The 21,774-nt window shown below is 70.7% G+C and carries 17 protein-coding genes; 13 read left to right on the top strand and 4 right to left on the bottom strand.

What is annotated here, in order from left to right; translation table 11 throughout:
* Positions 1–125 precede the first annotated feature (125 nt).
* Together OHS59_RS18925 and OHS59_RS18920 are read right to left on the bottom strand one after the other, a co-directional pair.
* Positions 126–563, bottom strand: coding sequence for a nuclear transport factor 2 family protein (locus tag OHS59_RS18925; protein ID WP_328494587.1), 438 nt, complete (start codon positions 561–563; stop codon positions 126–128).
* Between the two features lie 249 nt (positions 564–812).
* Complete coding sequence (locus OHS59_RS18920) at positions 813–2,555, bottom strand: dolichyl-phosphate-mannose--protein mannosyltransferase (protein ID WP_328494586.1); 1,743 nt, start codon at positions 2,553–2,555, stop codon at positions 813–815.
* 62 nt (positions 2,556–2,617) lie between these two features.
* On the opposite strand from OHS59_RS18920, the gene rsmI reads away from it, so the two are divergent.
* The 10 genes from rsmI to OHS59_RS18870 all read left to right on the top strand — a co-directional run bounded on the left by rsmI (position 2,618) and on the right by OHS59_RS18870 (position 16,331).
* On the top strand, positions 2,618–3,493 hold the full coding sequence (gene rsmI, locus OHS59_RS18915; protein ID WP_328494585.1) for a 16S rRNA (cytidine(1402)-2'-O)-methyltransferase: 876 nt from the start codon (positions 2,618–2,620) through the stop codon (positions 3,491–3,493).
* A 359-nt stretch (positions 3,494–3,852) separates the two neighbouring features.
* Complete coding sequence (locus OHS59_RS18910; RefSeq protein WP_328494584.1) at positions 3,853–4,359, top strand: hypothetical protein; 507 nt, start codon at positions 3,853–3,855, stop codon at positions 4,357–4,359.
* A 96-nt stretch (positions 4,360–4,455) separates the two neighbouring features.
* A complete protein-coding gene (locus OHS59_RS18905; protein WP_328494583.1) occupies positions 4,456–5,325 on the top strand; it encodes a TatD family hydrolase in 870 nt (289 codons plus the stop codon).
* Between the two features lie 203 nt (positions 5,326–5,528).
* Positions 5,529–6,995 carry a ubiquitin-like domain-containing protein gene (locus tag OHS59_RS18900; protein ID WP_328494582.1) on the top strand — a complete coding sequence of 489 codons (1,467 nt, stop codon included), beginning with the start codon at positions 5,529–5,531 and terminating at the stop codon, positions 6,993–6,995.
* A gap of 171 nt (positions 6,996–7,166) precedes the next feature.
* Positions 7,167–8,027, top strand: coding sequence for a 16S rRNA (adenine(1518)-N(6)/adenine(1519)-N(6))-dimethyltransferase RsmA (rsmA, locus tag OHS59_RS18895; RefSeq protein ID WP_328494581.1), 861 nt, complete (start codon positions 7,167–7,169; stop codon positions 8,025–8,027).
* Between the two features lie 2 nt (positions 8,028–8,029).
* Complete coding sequence (locus OHS59_RS18890; protein WP_328494580.1) at positions 8,030–8,929, top strand: 4-(cytidine 5'-diphospho)-2-C-methyl-D-erythritol kinase; 900 nt, start codon at positions 8,030–8,032, stop codon at positions 8,927–8,929.
* A 343-nt stretch (positions 8,930–9,272) separates the two neighbouring features.
* Positions 9,273–11,081, top strand: a complete 1,809-nt coding sequence (locus OHS59_RS18885; protein WP_328494579.1) for an ABC-F family ATP-binding cassette domain-containing protein — start codon at positions 9,273–9,275, stop codon at positions 11,079–11,081.
* Positions 11,082–11,293: 212 nt separating this feature from the next.
* The gene (locus tag OHS59_RS18880; protein ID WP_328494578.1) at positions 11,294–13,150 is read left to right on the top strand and encodes an outer membrane protein assembly factor BamB family protein; all 1,857 of its coding nucleotides are present in this window, start codon (positions 11,294–11,296) and stop codon (positions 13,148–13,150) included.
* 136 nt (positions 13,151–13,286) lie between these two features.
* Positions 13,287–15,131, top strand: a complete 1,845-nt coding sequence (locus OHS59_RS18875) for an outer membrane protein assembly factor BamB family protein (protein WP_328494577.1) — start codon at positions 13,287–13,289, stop codon at positions 15,129–15,131.
* A 495-nt stretch (positions 15,132–15,626) separates the two neighbouring features.
* On the top strand, positions 15,627–16,331 hold the full coding sequence (locus tag OHS59_RS18870; protein WP_328494576.1) for a helix-turn-helix transcriptional regulator: 705 nt from the start codon (positions 15,627–15,629) through the stop codon (positions 16,329–16,331).
* A 107-nt stretch (positions 16,332–16,438) separates the two neighbouring features.
* Here OHS59_RS18870 and OHS59_RS18865 read toward each other — a convergent pair whose 3' ends face one another.
* Both OHS59_RS18865 and OHS59_RS18860 read right to left on the bottom strand, forming a co-directional pair.
* Positions 16,439–16,738: a hypothetical protein gene (locus OHS59_RS18865; RefSeq protein WP_328494575.1), complete on the bottom strand. Its 300-nt coding sequence runs from the start codon at positions 16,736–16,738 to the stop codon at positions 16,439–16,441.
* Positions 16,739–16,758: 20 nt separating this feature from the next.
* Positions 16,759–18,438, bottom strand: a complete 1,680-nt coding sequence (locus OHS59_RS18860) for a sodium:solute symporter family protein (protein ID WP_328494574.1) — start codon at positions 18,436–18,438, stop codon at positions 16,759–16,761.
* Between the two features lie 136 nt (positions 18,439–18,574).
* Between OHS59_RS18860 and galT the strand changes: the two genes are divergently transcribed.
* Genes galT through galK form a run of 3 tightly spaced genes read left to right on the top strand, consistent with a single transcriptional unit; the run spans position 18,575 to position 21,773 of the window.
* Complete coding sequence (gene galT, locus OHS59_RS18855; protein ID WP_328494573.1) at positions 18,575–19,636, top strand: galactose-1-phosphate uridylyltransferase; 1,062 nt, start codon at positions 18,575–18,577, stop codon at positions 19,634–19,636.
* Complete coding sequence (galE, locus tag OHS59_RS18850) at positions 19,633–20,610, top strand: UDP-glucose 4-epimerase GalE (RefSeq protein WP_328494572.1); 978 nt, start codon at positions 19,633–19,635, stop codon at positions 20,608–20,610. The genes galT and galE overlap by 4 nt, the downstream gene beginning before the upstream one ends.
* Positions 20,610–21,773 (top strand): galactokinase, encoded by a 1,164-nt coding sequence (gene galK, locus OHS59_RS18845; RefSeq protein ID WP_328494571.1) that lies wholly within the window; start codon positions 20,610–20,612, stop codon positions 21,771–21,773. Before galE ends, galK begins: the two co-directional genes overlap by 1 nt.
* Position 21,774 lies beyond the last annotated feature (1 nt).

Raw genomic sequence — 21,774 nt, 5'->3', positions numbered from 1 at the left:
CCCGCGTCCCCTCCCGATCCTCCCCGTGCACCGTTCTGAACGCGTTCAGAACGGTGTCCCTGCGTCGCACTGTATGCGGGGAGAGTGACGGATGGGGGTGCTGTTCCCCGATTGTTAGGCGGCTCTCAGACAGCGCAGGCCTCGGCGATCGACAGGCTGTTCTCGTAGAGGTGGTGCCGGGTGATCCGCCCGCCCTCGACGGTGAGACGCAGCGCGAACGGCCCCTCGAAGGACTTTCCCGTCGCCCGCACGGTCCCGGACAGGTGCCCCGTCAGCACGGCGTCGGTGCCGTCGACCAGGACGGCCGTGACAGAGACACGCGCGTCCTCGGGCACGGTGAGTTCGCTCAACTCCGTGAACTGGGCCGCACACTCGGCGCCGGTGGACCGCGGCCGGATCCACGGAACGCCCGGATTCTCGGCGAGCACCCAGTCGACCCGATCGGCGAAGAGTTCGACGAGCCGCCCGGTGTCCCCGGCGGCCCGGGCGGCGAGAAACTCCCGCACGACACCCCGGGTGGCTTCACCGTCGACGACCGTTTCCGCACTGGCCCTGACAGACATGACGCTCTCCTCACTACCGCGACCGGATCCCGGCGGGGCTTTCCGCCGATGCGCCTGATCCTGCCGGGGGGCGGGGGAGCGGTCGATTACGTCGGGGGTAATGGCGGGGAGGGCCCAGCTATCCGGGCGCCCGGATACCTGGGCCCTCCCCGGTACCCGGGCGCCCGGGTACAGCGCCTCGCGACTGACGGCCGACAACGGCCGAGAGGGCGCGGCATATTGCCGCGCCCTCCCGGTACGTCCGCCCGGCTAGACCCAGGTGTCGAGCCACATGCGGGCCCGCCAGTTGTCGATCGGGATCGCCTGGCCCGTGTAGATCGGCCAGAAGTAGATGAAGTTCCAGGCGATCAGGAGGACCAGGACGCCGGTGGCCGCCGCGCCGACCACTCGGCGGCGTTCCGTGGCGCCCGGGGGGCCGAGCATCGCGCCGACCATCATCGCCACCGCCAGGCAAAGGAAGGGGAGGAAGACGACCGCGTAGAAGAAGAAGATCGTGCGTTCCTGGTAGAGGAACCACGGGAGGTAGCCCGCCGCGATGCCGCAGGCGATCGCGCCCGCGCGCCAGTCCCGGCGGAAGAGCCAGCGCCACAGGACGTAGGCGACCGCGAAGGCCGCGGCCCACCACAGGAGCGGGGTGCCGAGGGCCAGGACCTCGCGGGCGCACTTCTCGCCCGCGTCCGTCGGACAGCCGTCCTTGCCGGGCAGCGGCGACTCGTAGAAGTACGAGACGGGGCGGCCGGTGACGATCCAGCTCCACGGGTTCGACTGGTACGTGTGCGGGGAGTGCAGGCCGACATGGAAGTCGTACACCTGGGTCTCGTAGTGCCACAGGCTGCGCCACCAGTCGGGGAACAGCCAGGACCAGTCGCTGGTGCGGCCGTCGGCCGTGGCCCAGTTGCGGTAGTAGCCGCCCTTGCCGTCGGTGGCCGACAGGAACCAGCCCGTCCAGGAGAGGAGGTAGGTGGCGATCGCCACCGGGACCGTGGAGAGGAACGCCCAGCCCACGTCGTGCTTGAGGACGGCGCGGTAGGGGCGGCGGGCCCCCGCCACCCGGCGTGAGCCGACGTCCCACAGGACCGTCATCAGGCCGAACGCGACGAGGACGTAGAGGCCGTTCCACTTGGTGCCGATGGCGAGGCCGAGCATCAGGCCCGCGAGAAGGCGCCAGGGGCGGCGGCCCAGGAGCGTGTTCTGGGCTGCTTCCGCGTTCGGGCGCACGGTTCCGTCGGTGTCCCGCGGGAGTGCGGCGGCCAGGCGTTCGCGGGCCTTGTCGCGGTCGACGACCAGGCAGCCGAAGGCCGCGAGGACGAAGAACATCAGCACCTGGTCGAGCAGCGCGGTGCGGCTCATCACGAAGTGCAGGCCGTCCACGGCCATCAGCGCGCCGGCCAGGCAGCCGAGGAACGTCGAGCGGAACAGGCGGCGGCCGATCCGGCACAGCATCAGCACCGACAGCGTGCCGAGCAGGGCCGTCATGAACCGCCAGCCGAACGGCGTGAACCCGAACATCCACTCGCCGAGCCCGATGACGTACTTGCCGACCGGCGGATGCACCACATAGGCGGCGTCCGTCGGGATCTTGACGTTCCCGCCGCTCTGCAGGATCAGGTCGTTGGCGTCCTTGGCCCAGTTGACCTCGAACCCGCGGTGGATGAGCGCCCAGGCGTCCTTGGCGTAGTACGTCTCGTCGAATATCACCGCCTTGGGGCTGCCCAGGTTCCAGAACCGCATCAGGCCCGCCATCAGCGTGATGAGCAGCGGGCCGCCCCACGCCGACCAGCGGACGATGCGTTCGGCGGCCTCCTGGCGGAGCCCGACGGCAGCCCACAGACGTGGGCCGGGCTCGGTGTACGCGGGCACGAGGCGGTCGCGGACGTCGTCTCTGGATCCGGCCGTGTAGCCGAACCTGCGCAGCCGCTGCTGCCACGACGGCCGCTGCTCTTCGACGCCCTGTCCCTGCCGGGTGTCCGTGGAGGACGCGGTACTTGTCACCGCGCCATCGTAGGGAACAGGTCTGTGTGAGTCCCGCGGGCCGCCCCTGCGAGGATGGAACCGTGACAGGAACCGATGGAACCGCGGCAGGAACCCTCGTACTCGCAGGCACGCCCATCGGGGACATCGCGGACGCACCGCCCCGGCTCGCGGCGGAGCTGGCGGGGGCCGACGTCATCGCCGCCGAGGACACCCGGCGGCTGCGGCGGCTGACCCAGGGCCTCGACGTACAGCCGACCGGACGGGTCGTCTCGTACTTCGAGGGCAACGAGACGGCGCGTACGCCCGAGCTGGTCGAGGCGCTGGTCGGCGGCGCGCGCGTGCTGCTCGTGACGGACGCCGGGATGCCGTCCGTGTCCGACCCCGGATACCGGCTCGTCGCCGCCGCCGTGGAGAAGGACATCAAGGTCACGGCCGTACCCGGGCCTTCCGCCGTGCTCACCGCGCTCGCCCTGTCCGGGCTGCCCGTCGACCGGTTCTGCTTCGAGGGATTCCTGCCGCGCAAGGCCGGCGAGCGTCTTTCGCGGCTGCGGGAGGTCGGGGACGAGCGCCGCACGCTCGTGTTCTTCGAGGCGCCGCACCGGCTCGACGACACCCTCGCCGCGATGGCCGAGGTGTTCGGCGCCGAGCGGCGGGCCGCCGTCTGCCGCGAGCTGACGAAGACGTACGAGGAGGTCAAGCGGGGCCCTCTCGGAGAGCTCGCCGTCTGGGCCGCCGAGGGCGTGCGCGGCGAGATCACCGTCGTCGTGGAAGGCGCCCCGGACGTCACCGAGTCGCTCGACGCCGAGGAACTGGTGCGCAGGGTGCAGGTGCGCGAGGAGGCGGGGGAGCGGCGCAAGGAGGCGATCGCCGCCGTCGCCGCCGACGCGGGGCTGCCCAAGCGGGAGGTCTTCGACGCGGTCGTCGCGGCGAAGAACGCCGCACGCGCGACCCCGTGAATGCCGCACGCGCGACCCCGTGAACGCCGCGTGTGACTGCCGCGTGTGCGACCCCTGAAAGTTGCACGCGCGACCCCCTGCGTGACGGCCTGACCTGCTGCGCGAGTGCGTAACCCGCCCGGCTGAGGGAGCGTACGGCTCTCAGGGGAGCGCACGATTTCACAGGGGAGCGCACGGGCCCATGCGCGAGCAAAGGACCGCCGTCCAAGGCAAAGCCCGGACCGGGTATCGAGGGCCCTCCGACAAGGAACGGCCAAGACGCTTCCAACACTCGACAGGTCCGGTGCGTTCACGTCGGCGGAGGCGTCCACTGGAGGAAGGACACACCCGTCCTCGTCCAGCGGACAAGAGGAGCTGGCATGAGTGAGATCGCAGGGCAGACCGGTCGGATCACCGGAGGGCCCGCACACCGCGTCACGGCCACCGACACCGTCCACGAGTCGTATTCCTTCGCCTGCATGCGCTGCGGGCACGGCTGGGAGCAGTCGTACGAGATCGAGCACCACATCGACGCCGAGGGAGCGGAGTTCGTGACGTACGTGGCCGACGGCCTGGTCGTGCCGTCGCCGCTGAGCCGGCCGAGCTGCGTGAACTGCGACGGGCACGTCGTACGCATCATGCGGGCGGGCCAGGTGTCGTCGGCGCAGAACTCGATGCGCCGCCAGCTGTCCGTACCGCCGATGAAGCGTGCCGCGGCCCCCGCGGTGGCGGAGAAGGCCCAGTCTCCGGAGGCGGCGCGGCTGCCGGAGCCCGCACAACTGCCGGAGACGGCCCAGCTGTCGGAGGCGGCGGCGCTGCCCAGGCACGGCCACCACTGGCACCTGTCCGATCTGCTGCACCCGTTCCACCACCGCAAGGCGGGCTGACCTTCCGGCCCTCCGGGTCCCGCCTCGCGGACCGCTCCCCCGTGAGGCGGGACCCGGCGTTCCGCTGCCCCGGGGGGCCCTTCGTAGGATCGGGGTATGCCTTCCAAAGCCGAAGCCCCGCCGCTGCCGGACCCCCTGCGGGTGCCGGTGGCCGACTCGCACACCCATCTCGACATGCAGTCCGGCACGGTCGAGGAGGGTCTCGCCAAGGCCGCGTCGGTCGGCGTGACGACGGTGGTGCAGGTGGGCTGCGACCTGAAGGGCTCGCGCTGGGCGGCCGAGACGGCAGCCGCGTACGACGCCGTCCACGCGACCGTCGCGCTGCACCCCAACGAGGCGCCGCGCATCGTGCACGGTGACCCCGACGGCTGGTCGCGGCAGGGGGCCAGGGCGGGCGGTGGCGCGGGCGCGCTGGACGAGGCGCTCGCCGAGATCGACCGGCTCGCCGCGCTTCCCCAGGTCAAGGGGGTCGGTGAGACCGGCCTCGATCACTTCCGTACCGGCCCCGAGGGCATGGCGGCCCAGGAGCGGTCCTTCCGCGCCCACATCGAGATCGCCAAGCGGCACGGCAAGGCGCTGGTCATCCACGACCGGGACGCCCACACCGACGTGTTGCGGATCCTGAAGGAGGAGGGCGCGCCCGAGCGGACCGTCTTCCACTGCTACTCCGGTGACGCGGCGATGGCGGAGATCTGCGCCCGCGCCGGCTACTACATGTCCTTCGCCGGGAACATGACCTTCAAGAACGCCCAGCCGCTCCGGGACGCCCTCGCCGTGGCACCGCTGGAACTCGTCCTCGTCGAGACCGACGCGCCCTTCCTGACGCCCATGCCGTACCGCGGACGGCCCAACGCCCCGTATCTCATTCCGGTCACGGTCCGCGCCATGGCCGCCGTGCGGGGCCTGGACGAGGACGCGCTGGCGACGGCGGTCTCGGCGAACACTGCCCGCGCGTTCGATTACTGAGGCATAACGGACATCGCGCTCCCGGGGACCGGCCGGGGGCACTTCGCGACACCGTGTGGTCGCGCTGCTTTGGAGAGTGACGAACGCTCCGCTAGGTTCTGTCCGCCCACCCGCCTCCCACTCGCCGCCCCACCCGCCCCTCTCACCCTGAACGAGCCCTGCGGGCGTACCTCTCTCCACCGGTCTTTCTGGAGCGTGTCGTCGTGAGCAGTTCGCAGTACGAGACGTATGACCCGGCACACGGGCACTCCGCCTACGGGAACTCCGAGCCGTACGGCCACGGATACGGACACCCCGACACGTACCGGCCCGCGTACGAGCGCGAACACGAACCCGCGTACGCGTACGAGCCGGAGCGCGAGCCCGCGTACGAGCGCGAACGCGAGTACGGACACGGTCACGCGCACGGCCACGGGTACGGGTACGTCGGCGAGGCCTGGTCCCCCGACGCGCCGACGCTCCCGCGGCAGGCGATGCCCCTCACCCCGACCGCCGAACTGCCCGTCGAGCCGCCCGCCGAATCGCCCCGGCCCGGCGGACGCGCCGAAGCCCGGAAGGCCGCCCGGCGCCGCAGGAGCGCGGAGCGGCCCGATGTACGGAAACTGCTGCCGCAGGCGCTGGTCGTGGCCTTCCTCGCGGGTGGCACCTCCGCGTTCGTCGCCGACGACAAGGCGATCGAACTGACCGTCGACGGCAAGCCGCGCACCCTGCACACCTTCGCGGACGACGTGCGCGAACTGCTCGCCGACGAGGGCGTCCGGGTGGGCGCCCACGACGTGGTGGCCCCCGCCCCCGGAACCGCTCTGACCAGCGGTGAAGAGATCGCCGTGGAGTACGGGCGGCCCCTGCGCCTCACTCTCGACGGGCAGCGGAGCCATGTGTGGACGACCGCGCGCACGGTGGAGGAGGCACTGCGGGAGATCGGGGTGCGCGCGGAGGGCGCGTACGTCTCGGTGCCGCGCGCCCGGCAGATCGGGCGGGCCGGGCTCGCGCTCGACGTCCGTACCGAACGGACCGTGACCGTCATGGCCGACGGGCAGGCACGGACGGTCCGCACGAACGCGGCGACGGTCATCGAGACCGTCGAGGAGGCCGGGATCACGCTGCGCGGACAGGACACCACCTCCGTGCCGCCCGAGAGTTTCCCGCGCGACGGGCAGACGGTGACGGTCATGCGGATCACCGGCATGAAGGAGGTCCGTGAGGAGCCGCTCCCCTTCGCGGTGCAGCGGACCCAGGACCCCGAGCTGTTCCGGGGCACCGAGGTCGTGGAGCGGGCGGGGCGGCCCGGGCTGCGGCGCGTCACGTACTCCCTGCGGACGGTCAACGGCGTCAAGCAGAAGCCGCGGCGGCTGCGGTCCGAGGTGGTGCACGAGCCGCGGACGCAGGTGGTGAGGGTGGGCACGAAGCCGCTTCCCACGTCCGTGCGGGGGGCGGACCAGCTGAACTGGCAGGGGCTCGCGCACTGTGAGTCCGGTGGGCGGCCGGGGGCGGTCGATCCGTCCGGGACGTACGGGGGGCTCTACCAGTTCGACACGCAGACCTGGCAGAGCCTCGGCGGGGTGGGGCGACCGCAGGAGGCTTCCGCCGGGGAGCAGACGTTCCGGGCGAAGAAGTTGTACGTGCGGCGGGGGGCCAGTCCGTGGCCGCACTGTGGTGGGCGGTTGTAGGGGGGTGCGCCGTCGGGTGCGGGCCGGCTGTGGCTGCGTCCCACCTTTTCTTCTTTCAGCCCGCCCGGCGTTTGAGGACGAGCGCGTTCAGCACGACGGGGGGGCTGGGGGCGGAGCCCTCAGGGCGGGGCACGGGACAGGCCTGTGGTCGGCTCACCGTAGGCTTGGGGGGTGACCAGCCCCGCCTCCGACGCCCTCCTGGGCCCCGCCGACATCCGCGAACTCGCGGCAGCCCTCGGCGTACGGCCCACCAAGCAGCGCGGTCAGAACTTCGTCATCGACGCCAACACCGTGCGGCGCATCGTCCGGACCGCCGACGTCCGTCCCGAGGACGTGGTCGTCGAGGTCGGACCGGGCCTCGGGTCCCTGACCCTGGGGCTCCTGGAGGCGGCCGACCGGGTGGTCGCCGTCGAGATCGACGACGCCCTCGCGGGCGCCCTGCCCGCCACGATCGCCGCCCGCATGCCGGACCGCGCCGAGCGCTTCTCGCTCGTCCACCGTGACGCCATGCAGGTGACCGAGCTGCCGGGCCCCGCCCCGACGGCCCTGGTCGCGAACCTCCCGTACAACGTCGCCGTGCCGGTCCTGCTGCACATGCTCGACGCCTTCCCCACCATTGAGCGCACGCTCGTGATGGTGCAGGCGGAGGTCGCCGACCGGCTGGCCGCGCCGCCCGGCTCGAAGGTCTACGGCGTGCCCTCCGTGAAGGCGAACTGGCACGCCGAGGTCAAGCGCGCCGGATCGATCGGCCGCAATGTCTTCTGGCCCGCGCCGAACGTGGACAGCGGGCTCGTCTCGCTGGTCCGCCGCGCGGAGCCGGTGAAGACGACAGCCTCCAAGCGCGAGGTCTTCGCCGTCGTGGACGCCGCCTTCGCCCAGCGCCGCAAGACGCTGCGGGCCGCGCTGGCCGGCTGGGCCGGTTCGGCGCCGGCGGCCGAGGCCGCCCTCGTCGCCGCGGGGGTCTCACCGCAGGCGCGCGGGGAGTCCCTGACGGTGGAGGAGTTCGCACGGATCGCGGAGAACAAGCAGTGAGCGTGACGGGAAGTGTGACGGTACGGGTTCCCGCGAAGGTCAATGTCCAGCTGGCCGTGGGCGGCGCCCGGGCCGACGGGTTCCACGACCTCGCCAACGTCTTCCTCGCAGTCGGGCTGTACGACGAGGTGACGGTGACCCCCGCCGACACCCTCCGGGTGACCTGCGAGGGGCCCGACGCGGACCAGGTGCCCCTGGACCGTACGAACCTGGCGGCCAGGGCGGCGGAGAAGCTGGCCGCGCGGTACGGGCGCCGGGCCGATGTGCACATCCACATCGCGAAGGACATCCCGGTCGCCGGGGGCATGGCGGGCGGCTCCGCCGACGGCGCGGGCGCGCTGGTCGCCTGCGACGCGCTCTGGGGTACGGGGGCCTCGCGGGACGAGCTGCTGGAGATCTGCGCCGAGCTGGGCAGCGACGTGCCGTTCAGCCTGGTGGGCGGGGCGGCCCTCGGGACCGGGCGGGGGGAGCAGCTGCGGGTCCTGCCGGTCGGGGGGAGCTTCCACTGGGTGTTCGCCGTCGCCGACGGGGGGTTGTCGACGCCTGCGGTGTACGGGGAGTTCGACCGGCTCCACGCGGGGGTCGCGGTGCCTGAGCCGGTTGCCTCCGAGGGGCTTCTTGAGGCGTTGGCCTCGGGAGACGTTTCGGCGCTTGCCGGGGCCGTGTCCAATGATCTGCAAGGGGCCGCGTTGTCGTTGCGGCCGTCCTTGGCGTCGACGCTGGCCGCCGGGGTCGAGGGTGGGGCGTTGGCCGCGATCGTTTCCGGGTCCGGGCCGACCACGGCGTTCCTTGTCCCGGACGGGGAGTCGGCGGGGAAGGTCGCGGCGGGGCTTGTGGCTTCTGGGACGTGTCGCGCTGCGCGCGTGGCTGTGGGGCCGGTGGCTGGGGCTGTTGTGCTGTGACCTCGGCGGTCGGCGGGTGGGGGGCGGGTGCGGGTCCGGTGGGGGCTGGTCGCGCCGTTCCCCCGCGCCCCTGAAGACGAAAGACTGCGCCGTTCCCCGCGCCCCTAAAGGACTGCGCCGTTCCCCGCGCCCCTGAAGGGCGAAGGACTGCGCCGTTCCCCGCGCCCCTCGAAGACGAAAGACTGCGCCGTTCCCCGCGCCCCTGAAGGGCGAAGGACTGCGCCGTTCCCCGCGCCCCTCGGGGCGAAAAGCTGTGCCGCTGTTCCTGTCCGGGCGTGCGGAAGGATCACTCTTCCGGGCGACTACCCTGGAAGGTCGACCGATCCCCCTTGTCAGGAGTGCAATGGCCGTCAATCTGGTCAATGTCGAGCAGGTCAGCAAGGTGTACGGAACCCGTGCGCTGCTCGACGGAGTCTCCCTCGGTGTGTCCGAAGGGGACCGGATCGGGGTGGTCGGCCGCAACGGTGACGGCAAGACCACGCTCATCCGGATGCTCGCGAAACTCGAAGAGGCCGACACCGGGCGCGTCACGCACTCGGGCGGGCTGAACGTCGGCGTGCTCACCCAGCACGACTCCCTGGACCCCGCGGCCACCGTCCGGCACGAGGTCATCCGGGACATGGCCGACCACGAGTGGGCGGGCAACGCCAAGATCAGGGACGTACTGACGGGCCTGTTCGGCGGGCTCGACCTGCCCGGCTTCCCGCAGGGCCTCGACACCGTGATCGGACCGCTCTCCGGCGGCGAGCGGCGGCGCATCGCGCTCGCCAAGCTGCTCATCGAGGAGCAGGACCTGATCGTCCTCGACGAGCCCACCAACCACCTGGACGTGGAAGGCATCGCCTGGCTCGCCCGGCATCTGCGCGAGCGCCGGTCCGCGCTCGTCTGCGTCACCCACGACCGGTGGTTCCTCGACCAGGTCTGCACCCGCATGTGGGACGTGCAGAAGGGTGCCGTCTACGACTACGAGGGCGGCTACACCGACTACGTCTTCGCGCGCGCCGAGCGGGAGCGCATCGCCGCCACCGAGGAGGTCAAGCGGCAGAACCTGGTCCGCAAGGAGCTGGCCTGGCTGCGACGCGGCGCCCCGGCCCGTACGTCCAAGCCGCGGTTCCGTGTCGAGGCCGCCAACGAGCTGATCGCGGACGTGCCGCCGCCCCGGGACAGCAGCGAGCTGATGAAGTTCGCCTCGTCCCGGCTGGGCAAGACGGTCTTCGACCTGGAGGACGTCACCGTGCAGGCCGGGCCGAAGGTGCTCCTCAAGCACCTGACCTGGCAGCTCGGTCCGGGCGACCGGATCGGCCTGGTCGGTGTGAACGGCGCGGGCAAGACCTCCCTCCTGCGGGCCATGGCGGAGGCCGCCCGCTCCGAGGGTGAGACGCAGCCCGCCGCGGGCCGGGTCGTCACCGGCCGGACCGTCAAGCTCGCCTACCTCTCCCAGGAGGTCGCCGAACTCGACCCGACACTGCGGGTGCTGCAGGCCGTCCAGGCGGTCCGCGACCGGGTCGACCTCGGCAAGGGCCGTGAGATGACCGCGGGCCAGCTCTGCGAGACCTTCGGGTTCAACAAGGAGAAGCAGTGGACGCCCGTCGGCGACCTGTCCGGTGGTGAGCGGCGGCGGCTGCAGATCCTGCGGCTCCTGATGGACGAGCCGAACGTCCTCTTCCTCGACGAGCCGACGAACGATCTCGACATCGAGACCCTCACCCAGCTGGAGGACCTCCTCGACGGCTGGCCGGGCTCCATGATCGTGATCTCCCACGACCGGTTCTTCATCGAGCGCACGACCGACCGGGTGTTCGCGCTTCTCGGCGACGCGACCCTGCGGATGCTGCCGCGCGGAATCGACGAGTACCTGGAGCGGCGCCACAAGATGGAGGAGGCCGCCGCGGCCGCGGTTCCCGCCGCGGACAGGGGCGCCTCCCCGGCCGCCGCGTCCGCCAAGGAGGACCGCGCCGCGAAGAAGGAACTCCAGAAGATCGAGCGCCAGCTGGACAAGATCTCCGAGAAGGAGAAGAAGCTCCACACCCAAATCGCCGATAACGCCACGGACTTCGGGAAAGTGGCGAAACTGGACGGCGACCTGCGTGAACTGGCCACCGAGCGCGAGGAGTTGGAAATGCGCTGGCTGGAGCTCGCAGAAGACGCGTGAAGAGCGCGTGAAGGAGCGTAACGGGGGCATCACGGGCCGGTCCTCCCTTGGAAACAGGGGAGAACCGGCCCGGTGTTCGAGCACTCCAGGGTGATACAAAGAGGCTTCTGGGAACACTCTCAGGCCGCATGACAACCACTGTGAGTGCATCGCCTGCTGCGGTGCGTACTGCAGGGCATGGCTAAAAATCAGTGAAGAGGGGGAACGCGCTGATGACTCAGCCGCCTGAAAAGCCGTCGCAGCAGGGCGGGTTCGGAGCGCCGCAGGACCAGCCGCCGCAGGGCGGCTTCGGACCTCCGCAGGACCCGCGAGGAGCCACTCCGCCACCGCCCGCCCAGCCGCCGGCGGCCCCGCCGCCCCCGCAGGGCGCTCCGCAGACACCGCCTCCGCCGCAGGGCGCGCCGGGAACCCCGCCGCCGCCCGCGCCCGGTTACGGCTACCCGCAGCAGCCCGGCCCGTACGGGCAGCCGCAGCAGCCGGGGCCGTACGGCTACCCGCAGCAGCCGGGTCCGTACGCGCAGCCCGGTCCCTACGGTCAGCAGCAGCCGGGGCCCTACGGTCAGCAGCCCGGCTACGGCTACCCGGCGCAGCCGCAGTTCCCGGGCGGGCCCGGCACTCCGCCCGGCGGCGGCTCGGGCGGTCCCTTCAAGGGGAAGCCCCTCGTGATCATCGGGGCGGCGCTGGCGGCCGTGCTCGTCGTCGGCGGCACCGTGTTCGCCCTCACCAGCGGTGACGACGACGGTGGCAAGAAGAAGCCCGTCGCGGACAAGAGCCAGGACGCCAAGCCCTCGGGATCCGACGCGCCGGTCAACCCCGGCGACGGCAACGGTGACGGCAACGACGGCTCCGAGGACCTCAACGAGGGCCGCCAGGCCGGCGAGTCGAAGGTGCTCTGGTACAAGGAGGCGCCCGACGCGCCCGGTTCCGGCGCCGACGCCCCCGGCATGTGGATCACGGACAAGGTCGCCGTGAAGGCCGCGTACAAGCAGGTCCTCGGCTACAACGTGGGCGACGGCAAGGTCAGCTGGCCCGCGATCACTTTCCCGCAGCCGATCTGTGCCGCTTCCGGCCAGAAGACGTCCGACGACAAGGTCTTCGTGGCGTACAAGGAAGGCACCAAGGACACCGCCGAGTGCAATCAGGTCGTGGAGATCGACCTCGCCACCGGCAAGAAGGGCTGGACGAAGGAGATCCCGAAGGGTGACCTGTTCGACAGCTCCCTCACCCTCAGCCTGAACATCTCCGGGGACACGCTGCTGGTCGGCCGCTCCATGTCCGGCGTCGGCTACGACACCGGCAGCGGCGAGAAGCTCTTCGACAAGAAGAAGTACGGCAGCGCCTGCTTCCCGTCGGCGTTCGCCGGCGGCGCCAAGCTGCTCTCCGTGTCCTCCTGCGGTGCGGGCGGCGACGACGAGCACGACGAGGTGCAGGAGCTCGACCCGTCGACCGGCAAGGCCAAGTGGACCAGGAAGATCCCCAAGGGCTGGCGCGTCGAGCGCGCGTACTCCGTCGATCCCGTCGTCCTCTACCTCACCAACGCGGACAAGAAGCAGTGGAACGTCACCGCGCTGAAGAACGACGGCACGGCCCGTTCGCAGGTCGACGTCGACGAGTCGTTCGCGCCGGAGTGCGGCTGGGCGATCCTCTCGCGTGACCTCCAGGGCTGCGAGGGCGTGGCGGCCGACGCCAACACCCTCTACCTGCCGACCGAGGCGAAGAGCGGCGCCAACGAGATCGTCGCGATCAGCCTGGAGAGCGGCAAGGAGAAGTGGCGCGTCAAGTCCCCGGCGGACGACTCGATGGTGCCGCTGAAGACCGACGGCACGGACCTCGTCGCGTACGTGGGGCCCTCGTACGACGCGGGCGGGCGGATCGTCTCGATCCCGACCGGCGGCGGTTCGCACACGCCGAAGACGCTGCTGCAGAACCCGCAGGGCGCGGCGGACGTGGAGAACGGTTTCTTCTCGAAGGCCGTCGACTGGGTGGACGGGCGCTTCTACCTCTCCACCACCCGGCTGACCGGCAACGACGAGTCGAAGGAGAAGCTGATGCTGGCCTACGGCAAGTGACCGGGCCGGCTCCGCTCCTCCTCCCAGCCCTCCACCCGGCCGGTTTTGCTCCCGGCCCCCGTGCCCGCCCCGCGTACGTCCGTCTTGTGTGCGTACGCCCGATCCTCGTCCCCTTCGCATCCGAGGTACTCACGCCATGAGCCAGCCGCCCCCGCCCCCGCCGCCGAACCAGCCGCCCCAGGGTGGCGGTTTCGGCGCCCCGCAGGACCCGCCTCCGGGCGGGTTCGGCCCGCCCACACCGCCGCCGGCCGGTCCGCCCGCCGGGCCCCCGCAGCCGGGCTACGGCTACCCGCAGGCACCCCAGACCCCGCCCCCGGCCGGCCCGCCCGCCGCGCCGCAGGGACCGCCGCAGCAGCCGTACGGCTACCCGCAGGCCCCCGGCGCCCCCCAGGGCGCCCCGCAGCCGCCGACCGTGCCCGGCTACGGGTATCCGGGCCAGCAGCCGCCGCAGGGCTACGGCTACCCGGGGCAGCAGCCCCAGTACGGCTATCCGCAGCCGGGCACCCTGCCGATGCAGCCGCAGGTCCCGCAGGGTGGCAGGAAGTTCGGCGCCCAGGCGGCGATCATCGTCGCGGCCGTGGTGGCGATCGCGCTGATCGTCGGCGGCGGTGTCTGGTACGCGAGCTCGTCCGGCAAGGACGACGACAAGGACACCTCCGCGGGCCCCGGCGGCACCGACGGCGGCAAGGACGACGGCAGCGGCGACGACGCGGGTGGTGGCGGCGGCTCGGAGAAGGTGCCGTCGAGCACCGGCGCGAAGCTCCTCTTCCAGCTGCCCGCGCCCGAGGTCCCCAAGAAGGACGTCTGGAGCGTGGAGGGTTCCTGGCTGACGGACAAGGTGTACGCCAAGGCGGGCGTCCGCGAGATCGTCGGCCACGACCCGGACACCGGCAAGGAGTCCTGGTCCCTGCCGTTGACGGGCCTGACCTGTGCCGGTTCGCCCGAGGTCACCAAGGACGGCGTCGCCGTGGTGGTCGCGGAGGCCGCCAAGCGCACCAAGGCCGACCCGTACCCGCAGTGCACCGAGGTCACGGCCTTCGACGTGAACACCGGCAAGGCGCTCTGGACGAAGTCCGTGGCTCCGGGCGGCGGTGAGAAGGCCAAGTTCAAGGAGGTCAGCATCACCGGCACCACGGTCGCGGCGGGCTCCGGCCTCGACGGCGGTGCCGCCTTCGACATCGCCGACGGCAAGGTCCTGTGGCAGCCGAAGGTCGGCACGTGCGAGGACGTCGGTTACGCGGGCGGCGAGCAGCTGGTCGCGGTCCGCAAGTGCGGTGACTACGGCAACGAGAAGTACGAGGTCCAGCTGCTCGACCCGAAGTCGGGCACCGTCAAGTGGAGCTACAAGCTCCCCTCCGGCATCGACAACGCCAAGGTCATCTCCACCAAGCCGGTCGTCTTCGGCGTGGACTCCGGCGAGATCACCGCGTCCGGCGCGACCGACGTCTTCTCGCTGGACGACAGCGGCAAGCTGCGCGCGAAGATCACGCTGGAGGACGGCAAGTACGAGCACGACTGCGGTGTGAACAAGGTCCACAACTGCAAGTCGATCGCGGTCGGCAACGACAAGCTGTACGTGCCGACCAAGCAGCACGAGGGTGCAGAGCAGTACAGCCGGGTCAACGAGATCGTGTCCTTCTCGCTGGCCACGGGCAAGTCCACGAGCGACCGGGCCGACGCCGGCGAGGGCTACGAGATCTTCCCGATCCGGATGGACGGCACCAACGTCCTCGCGTACAAGAGCGGCCCCTACGACAAGGGTTCCCAGGTCGTCTCCATCGACGGCAAGTCCTTCAAGGAGACCAAGCTCCTGGAGACCCCGGCCACCGACCAGGTCCGCAGCGCGATCAGCGGCATGGTGCCCAAGACCTCGGAGATGCTCTACACCGGCGGTCGGCTCTTCATGGCCGAGGATCTGGTCAGCGCGCCGTACTCCAAGGACGAGAAGGACTACGTGGCGATCGGATTCGGCGCCGAATAGCCCACGGGCCGGTGCCCGACGGCCCACGACCCGGTGGTCCACGCGGCACCCGTGAAGACCACTTCAAGACCCTTGAAGTCAACAGAACGCCCCTGTGTCGACAGAACGCCCCTGCCGCCCGCTTCCCGGGTGGCAGGGGCGTCGGCGATGCTGTCGGCGAACAACGGGAAATGGTCCAAGGTCGATACAGGGTGGTCAAACGGCGATCCGGGTCAGGCGTGTTCGCTGCGGAGTGTGGCAAGTTGCCCCGCCGTGCTCGACGGAGACCCATGATCAATGGAAACTCCGGGTGTATACCCGTGTATTGGCCCAGGGAGGTTGTCTCCCATGCGCCGTTCCGCGAAAGAGATGAATGTAGGCATTCCGGGGCACTTCTCTTCACTGGGGGGAGCGCAACGTCGAACAAGCGTGTAGCTTCCGGGGGATGGAGAGCCGGGGGGCTCCTATCCATGGGGTACCAGTAGGGAACCTGGGGGGACTGGGGGGTTGGGCTCGATGGGAGTGCGGCTCATGGTGGTCGACGACCACCGACTGCTCGCCGAGGCGCTCGCCTCGGCCTTGAAACTGCGCGGACACCGCGTGCTGGCCGCGGCCGCACCCGCCGCGGGAGCGGCGGAGCTGGTGATCACAAGGGCGCCGGAGGTGTGCCTGATCGGTACGGCCACGCCTGCCGAACCGGGCATCTTCGACCCGGTGGTGAAGATCAAGCGGGAGCGGCCGCAGGTCGCGGTGCTGGTCCTCGGACCGGTGCCCAACCCGCGCGGTATCGCCGCCGCGTTCGCCGCCGGCGCCTCGGGATACGTACGGCACGACGAGCGGATAGAGGGTGTCGAACGCGCCATCATGAAGGCCCGTGCGGGAGAGGCGGCGGTGGCGCCGCAGCTCCTCCAGGGAGCCTTCAGCGAGCTTCTCAATCCGGCCGCGCAGCCCGACGACGAGGGGCAGCGGCTGCTCCAGATGCTGACGCCCCGCGAGGTCGAGGTGCTGGTGCGGGTGGCCGACGGCGAGGACACCCGGCTCATCGCGGCCGGCATGGGCATAGCGCCGAGCACCGCCCGCACGCATGTGCAGCGGGTCCTGATGAAGCTGGGCGTGGGCTCCCGCCTTGAGGCGGCCGCCCTGGCGGCCCGTACGGGCCTCCTGGACCGCGCGGGCCCGGTGTCGCAGCACTCGGTACCGGGCGGGGGGCAGGAGGCCTAGGGCCTGTCGCCAAATTGCCGACGTCCGCCCGGAGTGCGTGCCAGGAGTCGCCCGGCACGCGGGGATTCGACGACAGGGCCCAGGGCCCGGGCTCCCGGGCCGGCCGGCTACTCGGTCGCGTCGTCGGCCGTGGTCGGCGGTGCCACCGGCCGCAGCCGCAGCCAGGCCAGGAAGAACAGGCCGAGGGCCAGCATGCCCAGGCCCGTCCAGAGGTTGATGTTGACGCCCTCCGCCTTGTCGATGTCGGCGTCGGACGCGGTGATCCCGGCGATCGTCACGATGATCCCGTAGACCACGAAGAGACCGCCGATGATGCGGCGGATGTCGAAGAGCCTGGCCGCGGTGGCCGACTTGCCCTGCAGTTCGGTGACCTCGCGCTGGAGGTCCCGCTCGGAGTGCTCGCTCATGGCTGTCGATCCTCCAGTGGTCAGAACGAGAACGGGATGTAGCAGGCGGCGGCCAGGACGATGGCACCCCAGCCGAGCAGGGCGGGGCTGCGGTACCAGGCGTCGTCGCCCGCGCCGGCCGGTTCCTCCATGCCGGGGGAGCTGGTTCCGTACACCAGCCCCCGCAGCTCCTCCGCCGGCTTCGGGGCGGTGAAGAGGGAGACCGCGAACATGACGACCGCGCCGGCCACGAACCCGGCGATCGCGGAGACGAAGTTGGCGCCCTGGTCGGAGGGGATGCCGATGATGTCCTGCTTGTAGAGGACGAAGTAGTTGACCATCGCGGCCGTGGTGCCCGCGAGCAGCCCCCAGAACCCGGACTTCATGGACGCCCGCTTCCAGAACATGCCGACGATGAAGACGACGAACATCGGCACGTTGAAGAAGGAGAACAGCGTCTGGAGGTAACTCATGATGTTCGAGAAGGACGACGCCAGGAACGCCGTGCCGATCGACGCCACCACGCCGACCACCGTGATGAGACGGCCGAAGCGCACGTAGTACGCGTCCTCCTCGTCCCGCTTCACGTACTTGCCCCAGATGTCGTTGGTGAAGACGGTGTTGAAGGACGAGATGTTGGCCGCCATGCCCGCCATGAAGGCCGCCAGCAGGCCCGTCACCGCGATGCCGAGGACTCCGTTGGGGAGCAGGTCCTCCATCAGGTACGGGATCGCGTCGTTGTACTGGAGGTCGGAGGCGGAGGTCCCGATCTTCGGTACGAGCACGGCCGCGACGAGGCCGGGGATCATCACCAGGAAGACGATGAAGATCTTCGGGAACGCGGCGATGAGCGGGGTGCGCTGGGCCGCCGACAGGTTCTTCGCGGACAGGGCGCGCTGCACCTCGGCGAAGTTCGTCGTCCAGTAGCCGAAGGAGAGCACGAAGCCGAGGCCCAGGACGATGGTCAGCCAGTTGGCGCCGAGCGGGTTGTCGCTGCCGATGCCGGTGCCGCCCCACGCGGTGGTGAAGTCGCTGCCGTGGCTCGCCGTGAGGGAGTCGGTCAGACCGTCCCAGCCGCCGACCTTCTTCAGGCCCAGCAGCGTGAGCGGGATGAGCGCGGCGAGGATGACGAAGAACTGCAGCACCTCGTTGTAGATCGCCGACGACAGACCGCCGAGGGTGATGTACGCGAGCACGAAGGCGCCCGCGACGACGATCGACACCCACTCCGGCCAGCCGAGCAGCGCCTCGACGACGATGGCGAGCGCGTAGAGGTTCACGCCCGCGATGAGGACCGCCGCGAAGGCGAACAGCACGGAACTGAGCAGATGCGCGCCCCGGTCGAAGCGCAGCAGCAGGAACTCGGGTACGGACCTGACCTTCGAGCCGTAGTAGAAGGGCATCATCACCAGGCCCAGGAAGACCATGGCGGGGATCGCGCCGATCCAGTACCAGTGCACGGTGTAGACGCCGTACTGGGCGCTGTTCGCGGCCATGCCCAGGATCTCGGTCGCGCCGAGGTTGGCGGCGACGAAGGCCAGCCCGGTCACCCAGGCGGGCAGTGAACGCCCGGACAGGAAGAAGTCGAGGCTGGTCTTCACCGAGCGCCGGGCGGCGAAGCCGATGCCGAGCACGACGACGAAGTAGATCGCCAGGATCGTGTAGTCGAGCCAGTTGGTGGGGAGCCGCAGCTCCGCGGCCAGGTATGTGGGGGTCTGCATGCGGCACTCACTTCAGTTTTGGTGTTCTTTGTTTGGTTGTGGTGGTGACGGACGTGGGGATTTGTGGTTTGATGTGTTTGGTTCTGTTTGTTGCCTTGATTTGTTGCCTTGATCGGGTAGTGATGGGGAGTCCGGCGTGAAGAAGACCTCGACCCGGCTGGCCGACGGTCGTGAGCTCATCTACTACGACTCGCGCGACGACACGGTGCGCGACGCGGTGGACCGGCGCCCGCTGGACCGGACGGTCACCACTTCGGAGGTACGGCGGGACCCGCTGCTCGGTGACGCGGTGGCCATCGCCTCGCACCGACAGGGCCGCATCTACCACCCGCCGGCCGACGAATGTCCGCTGTGCCCCTCCGAGGGCGACCGGCTGAGCGAGATCCCCGACTCCTCGTACGACGTCGCGGTGTTCGAGAACCGCTTCCCGTCGCTGGCCGGGGACTCCGGGCGGTGCGAGGTCGTCTGCTTCACCTCGAACCACGACGCGTCCTTCGCCGACCTGACCGAGGAGCAGGCGGGTCTCGTCCTGGAGGCGTGGACCGACCGCACGGCGGAGCTGTCCCATCTCCCCGCCGTGGAGCAGGTGTTCTGTTTCGAGAACCGCGGCGCCGAGATCGGTGTGACCCTCGGACACCCGCACGGGCAGATCTACGCGTACCCCTTCACTACCCCCCGGACGGCTCTGATGCTCCGCTCGCTGGCGGCGCACAAGGAGGCGACCGGCGGGGAGAACCTCTTCGACGCCGTGCTGGAGCGCGAGCTCGCCGACGAGCGGGTCGTCCTGGAGACCGAGCACTGGGTGGCCTTCGTGCCGTTCTCGGCGCACTGGCCGTACGAGGTGCACCTGTACCCGCGCCGCCGCGTGCCCGACCTGCTGGGCCTGGACGAGGGTGCCCGCACAGAGTTCCCCAAGGTCTATCTGGAACTGTTGAGGCGCTTCGACCGGATCTTCGGCGAAGGTGAGCCTCCGACGCCGTACATCTCGGCCTGGCACCAGGCGCCGTTCGGCACGCTGGAGGAGTTCGACGGAGTGGTGCGTGAGGACTTCGCGCTCCACCTTGAGCTTTTCACCATCCGCCGCACTTCCGGCAAGCTGAAGTTCCTCGCGGGTTCCGAGTCCGGCATGAACGTGTTCATCAACGACGTGCCGCCGGAGACCGCGGCCCAGCGACTGCGAGAGGTAGCGAGTTCATGAGTGGGAAGTACCTGGTCACCGGCGGTGCGGGCTATGTGGGAAGCGTGGTCGCGCAGCACCTGCTGGAGGCGGGCCACGAGGTGACCGTCCTCGACAACCTCTCCACCGGCTTCCGCGAGGGTGTCCCGGCCGGGGCCGCCTTCATCGAGGGCGACATCCGCGACGCCGCGAAGTGGCTGGACCCCTCCTTCGACGCCGTGCTGCACTTCGCCGCGTTCTCGCAGGTCGGCGAGTCGGTCGTGAAGCCCGAGAAGTACTGGGACAACAACGTCGGCGGCACGATGGCCCTGCTCGCCGCGATGCGCGAGGCGGGCGTCCGCAAGCTGGTCTTCTCCTCCACCGCGGCGACGTACGGCGAGCCGGAGACGACCCCGATCACCGAGTCCGCGCCGACGTCCCCCACGAACCCGTACGGTGCCTCGAAGCTGGCCGTCGACCACATGATCACGGGCGAGGCCGCCGCGCACGGGCTGGCCGCCGTATCGCTGCGCTACTTCAACGTGGCCGGCGCGTACGGCAGCAGCGGTGAGCGGCACGACCCCGAGTCGCACCTCATCCCGCTCGTCCTCCAGGTCGCCCAGGGCCGCCGCGACGCCATCTCGGTCTACGGCGACGACTACCCGACGCCGGACGGCACCTGCGTCCGCGATTACATCCATGTGGCCGACCTCGCGGAGGCGCATCTGCTGGCCGTCGCCGCCGCGCAGCCCGGCGAGCACCTGATCTGCAACCTCGGCAACGGCAACGGCTTCTCGGTCCGCGAGGTGATCGAGACCGTCCGCGAGGTGACCGGACACCCGATCCCCGAGGTCGCGGCCCCGCGCCGGGCGGGCGACCCGGCGATCCTCGTCGCCTCGGCCGCCACGGCCCGCGAACGGCTCGGCTGGAACCCGTCCCGCGCGGATCTCGCGGGAATCGTCGCGGACGCGTGGGAGTTCGCACAGCGGAACGATGTGAAGGCGGAGGGGCACTAGTGGGGGCACAGGTAGCGGTTCAGCAGGTCCGCGGCGGCTTCGAGAAGCTGTACGGGACCGCTCCCGAGGGGATCTGGGCGGCGCCCGGCCGGGTCAACCTGATCGGTGAGTACACCGACTTCAACGAGGGCTTCGTCATGCCGCTCGCGCTGCCGCACACGGCGGTGGCGGCGGTCTCGCGCCGCGACGACGGAGTACTGCGCCTGCACTCGGCCGACATCGAGGGCCCGGTCGTAGAACTGCACGTCGACGACCTCGCCCCGCTGACGAACACCAGCTGGGCGGCCTACCCCGCGGGTGTCGTCTGGGTCCTGCGCACGGCAGGGCACGCCATCACGGGCGCGGACATCCACCTCGCCTCGACGGTCCCGACGGGCGCGGGTCTGTCCTCGTCGGCGGCGCTCGAAGTGGTGACGGCCCTGGCCTTGAACGACCTGTACGAACTCGGCCTCACCGGGCCCGAGCTGGCCCGCGTCTCCCAGCGCGCGGAGAACGACTTCGTGGGCGTGCCCTGCGGGGTCATGGACCAGACGGCGTCCGCCTGCTGCACGGAGGGCCACGCCCTCCACCTCGACTGCCGCGACCTGTCTATCCGGCAGGTCCCCTTCGACCTCCCGGCCCAGGGCCTGCAACTCCTGGTCGTCGACAGCCGCGTCAAGCACGCGCTGGGCGACGGGGCGTACGCGGAGCGGCGGGAGGGCTGCGAGGAGGGTGCGCGGCAGCTGGGCGTCCCGTTCCTGCGCGACCTGGCGTACGAGGACCTGGACGCGGCGCTGGCCCGCCTCTCGGACGAGCGGGTGCGTCGCTACGTACGCCATGTGGTGTCGGACGACCACCGGGTCGAGGAGGTCATCGCCCTGCTCGACGCGGGCGACATCCGGGGGATCGGCCCCATCCTGACGGCCGGCCACGCTTCTCTCCGCGACGACCTCCGCATCTCCTGCGCGGAGCTGGACCTCGTCGTCGCGACGGCGAACCAGGCCGGTGCGCTGGGGGCCCGTATGACGGGCGGCGGTTTCGGCGGATCGGCGGTCGTGCTGGTCGAGGCGGCGGACGTCGACACGGTCACGAAGGCTGTGGAGGAAGCGTTCGTTGCTGCGGGGTACACCGCGCCGCGGGTGTTCCCGGCGGTGCCGTCGGAGGGCGCCCGCCGGGTGGCCTGAC

Source organism: Streptomyces sp. NBC_00414 (genome assembly GCF_036038375.1).
In the GTDB taxonomy this organism is placed as follows: Bacteria; Actinomycetota; Actinomycetes; order Streptomycetales; family Streptomycetaceae; genus Streptomyces.
The sequence above is the reverse complement of the archived record's forward strand: the minus strand, read 5'-3'. Positions and strand labels throughout refer to the sequence as shown.

Excerpts from the sequence above, each read along its gene's own strand:
- OHS59_RS18880 (WP_328494578.1), top strand. The coding sequence starts at position 11,294 with ATGACTCAGCCGCCTGAAAAGCCGTCGCAGCAGGGCGGGTTCGGAGCG.
- OHS59_RS18865 (WP_328494575.1), bottom strand. The coding sequence starts at position 16,738 with ATGAGCGAGCACTCCGAGCGGGACCTCCAGCGCGAGGTCACCGAACTG.
- OHS59_RS18870 (WP_328494576.1), top strand. The coding sequence starts at position 15,627 with ATGGGAGTGCGGCTCATGGTGGTCGACGACCACCGACTGCTCGCCGAG.
- OHS59_RS18910 (WP_328494584.1), top strand. The coding sequence starts at position 3,853 with ATGAGTGAGATCGCAGGGCAGACCGGTCGGATCACCGGAGGGCCCGCA.
- OHS59_RS18860 (WP_328494574.1), bottom strand. The coding sequence starts at position 18,438 with ATGCAGACCCCCACATACCTGGCCGCGGAGCTGCGGCTCCCCACCAAC.
- OHS59_RS18905 (WP_328494583.1), top strand. The coding sequence starts at position 4,456 with ATGCCTTCCAAAGCCGAAGCCCCGCCGCTGCCGGACCCCCTGCGGGTG.
- OHS59_RS18925 (WP_328494587.1), bottom strand. The coding sequence starts at position 563 with ATGTCTGTCAGGGCCAGTGCGGAAACGGTCGTCGACGGTGAAGCCACC.
- OHS59_RS18875 (WP_328494577.1), top strand. The coding sequence starts at position 13,287 with ATGAGCCAGCCGCCCCCGCCCCCGCCGCCGAACCAGCCGCCCCAGGGT.
- galE (WP_328494572.1), top strand. The coding sequence starts at position 19,633 with ATGAGTGGGAAGTACCTGGTCACCGGCGGTGCGGGCTATGTGGGAAGC.
- OHS59_RS18885 (WP_328494579.1), top strand. The coding sequence starts at position 9,273 with ATGGCCGTCAATCTGGTCAATGTCGAGCAGGTCAGCAAGGTGTACGGA.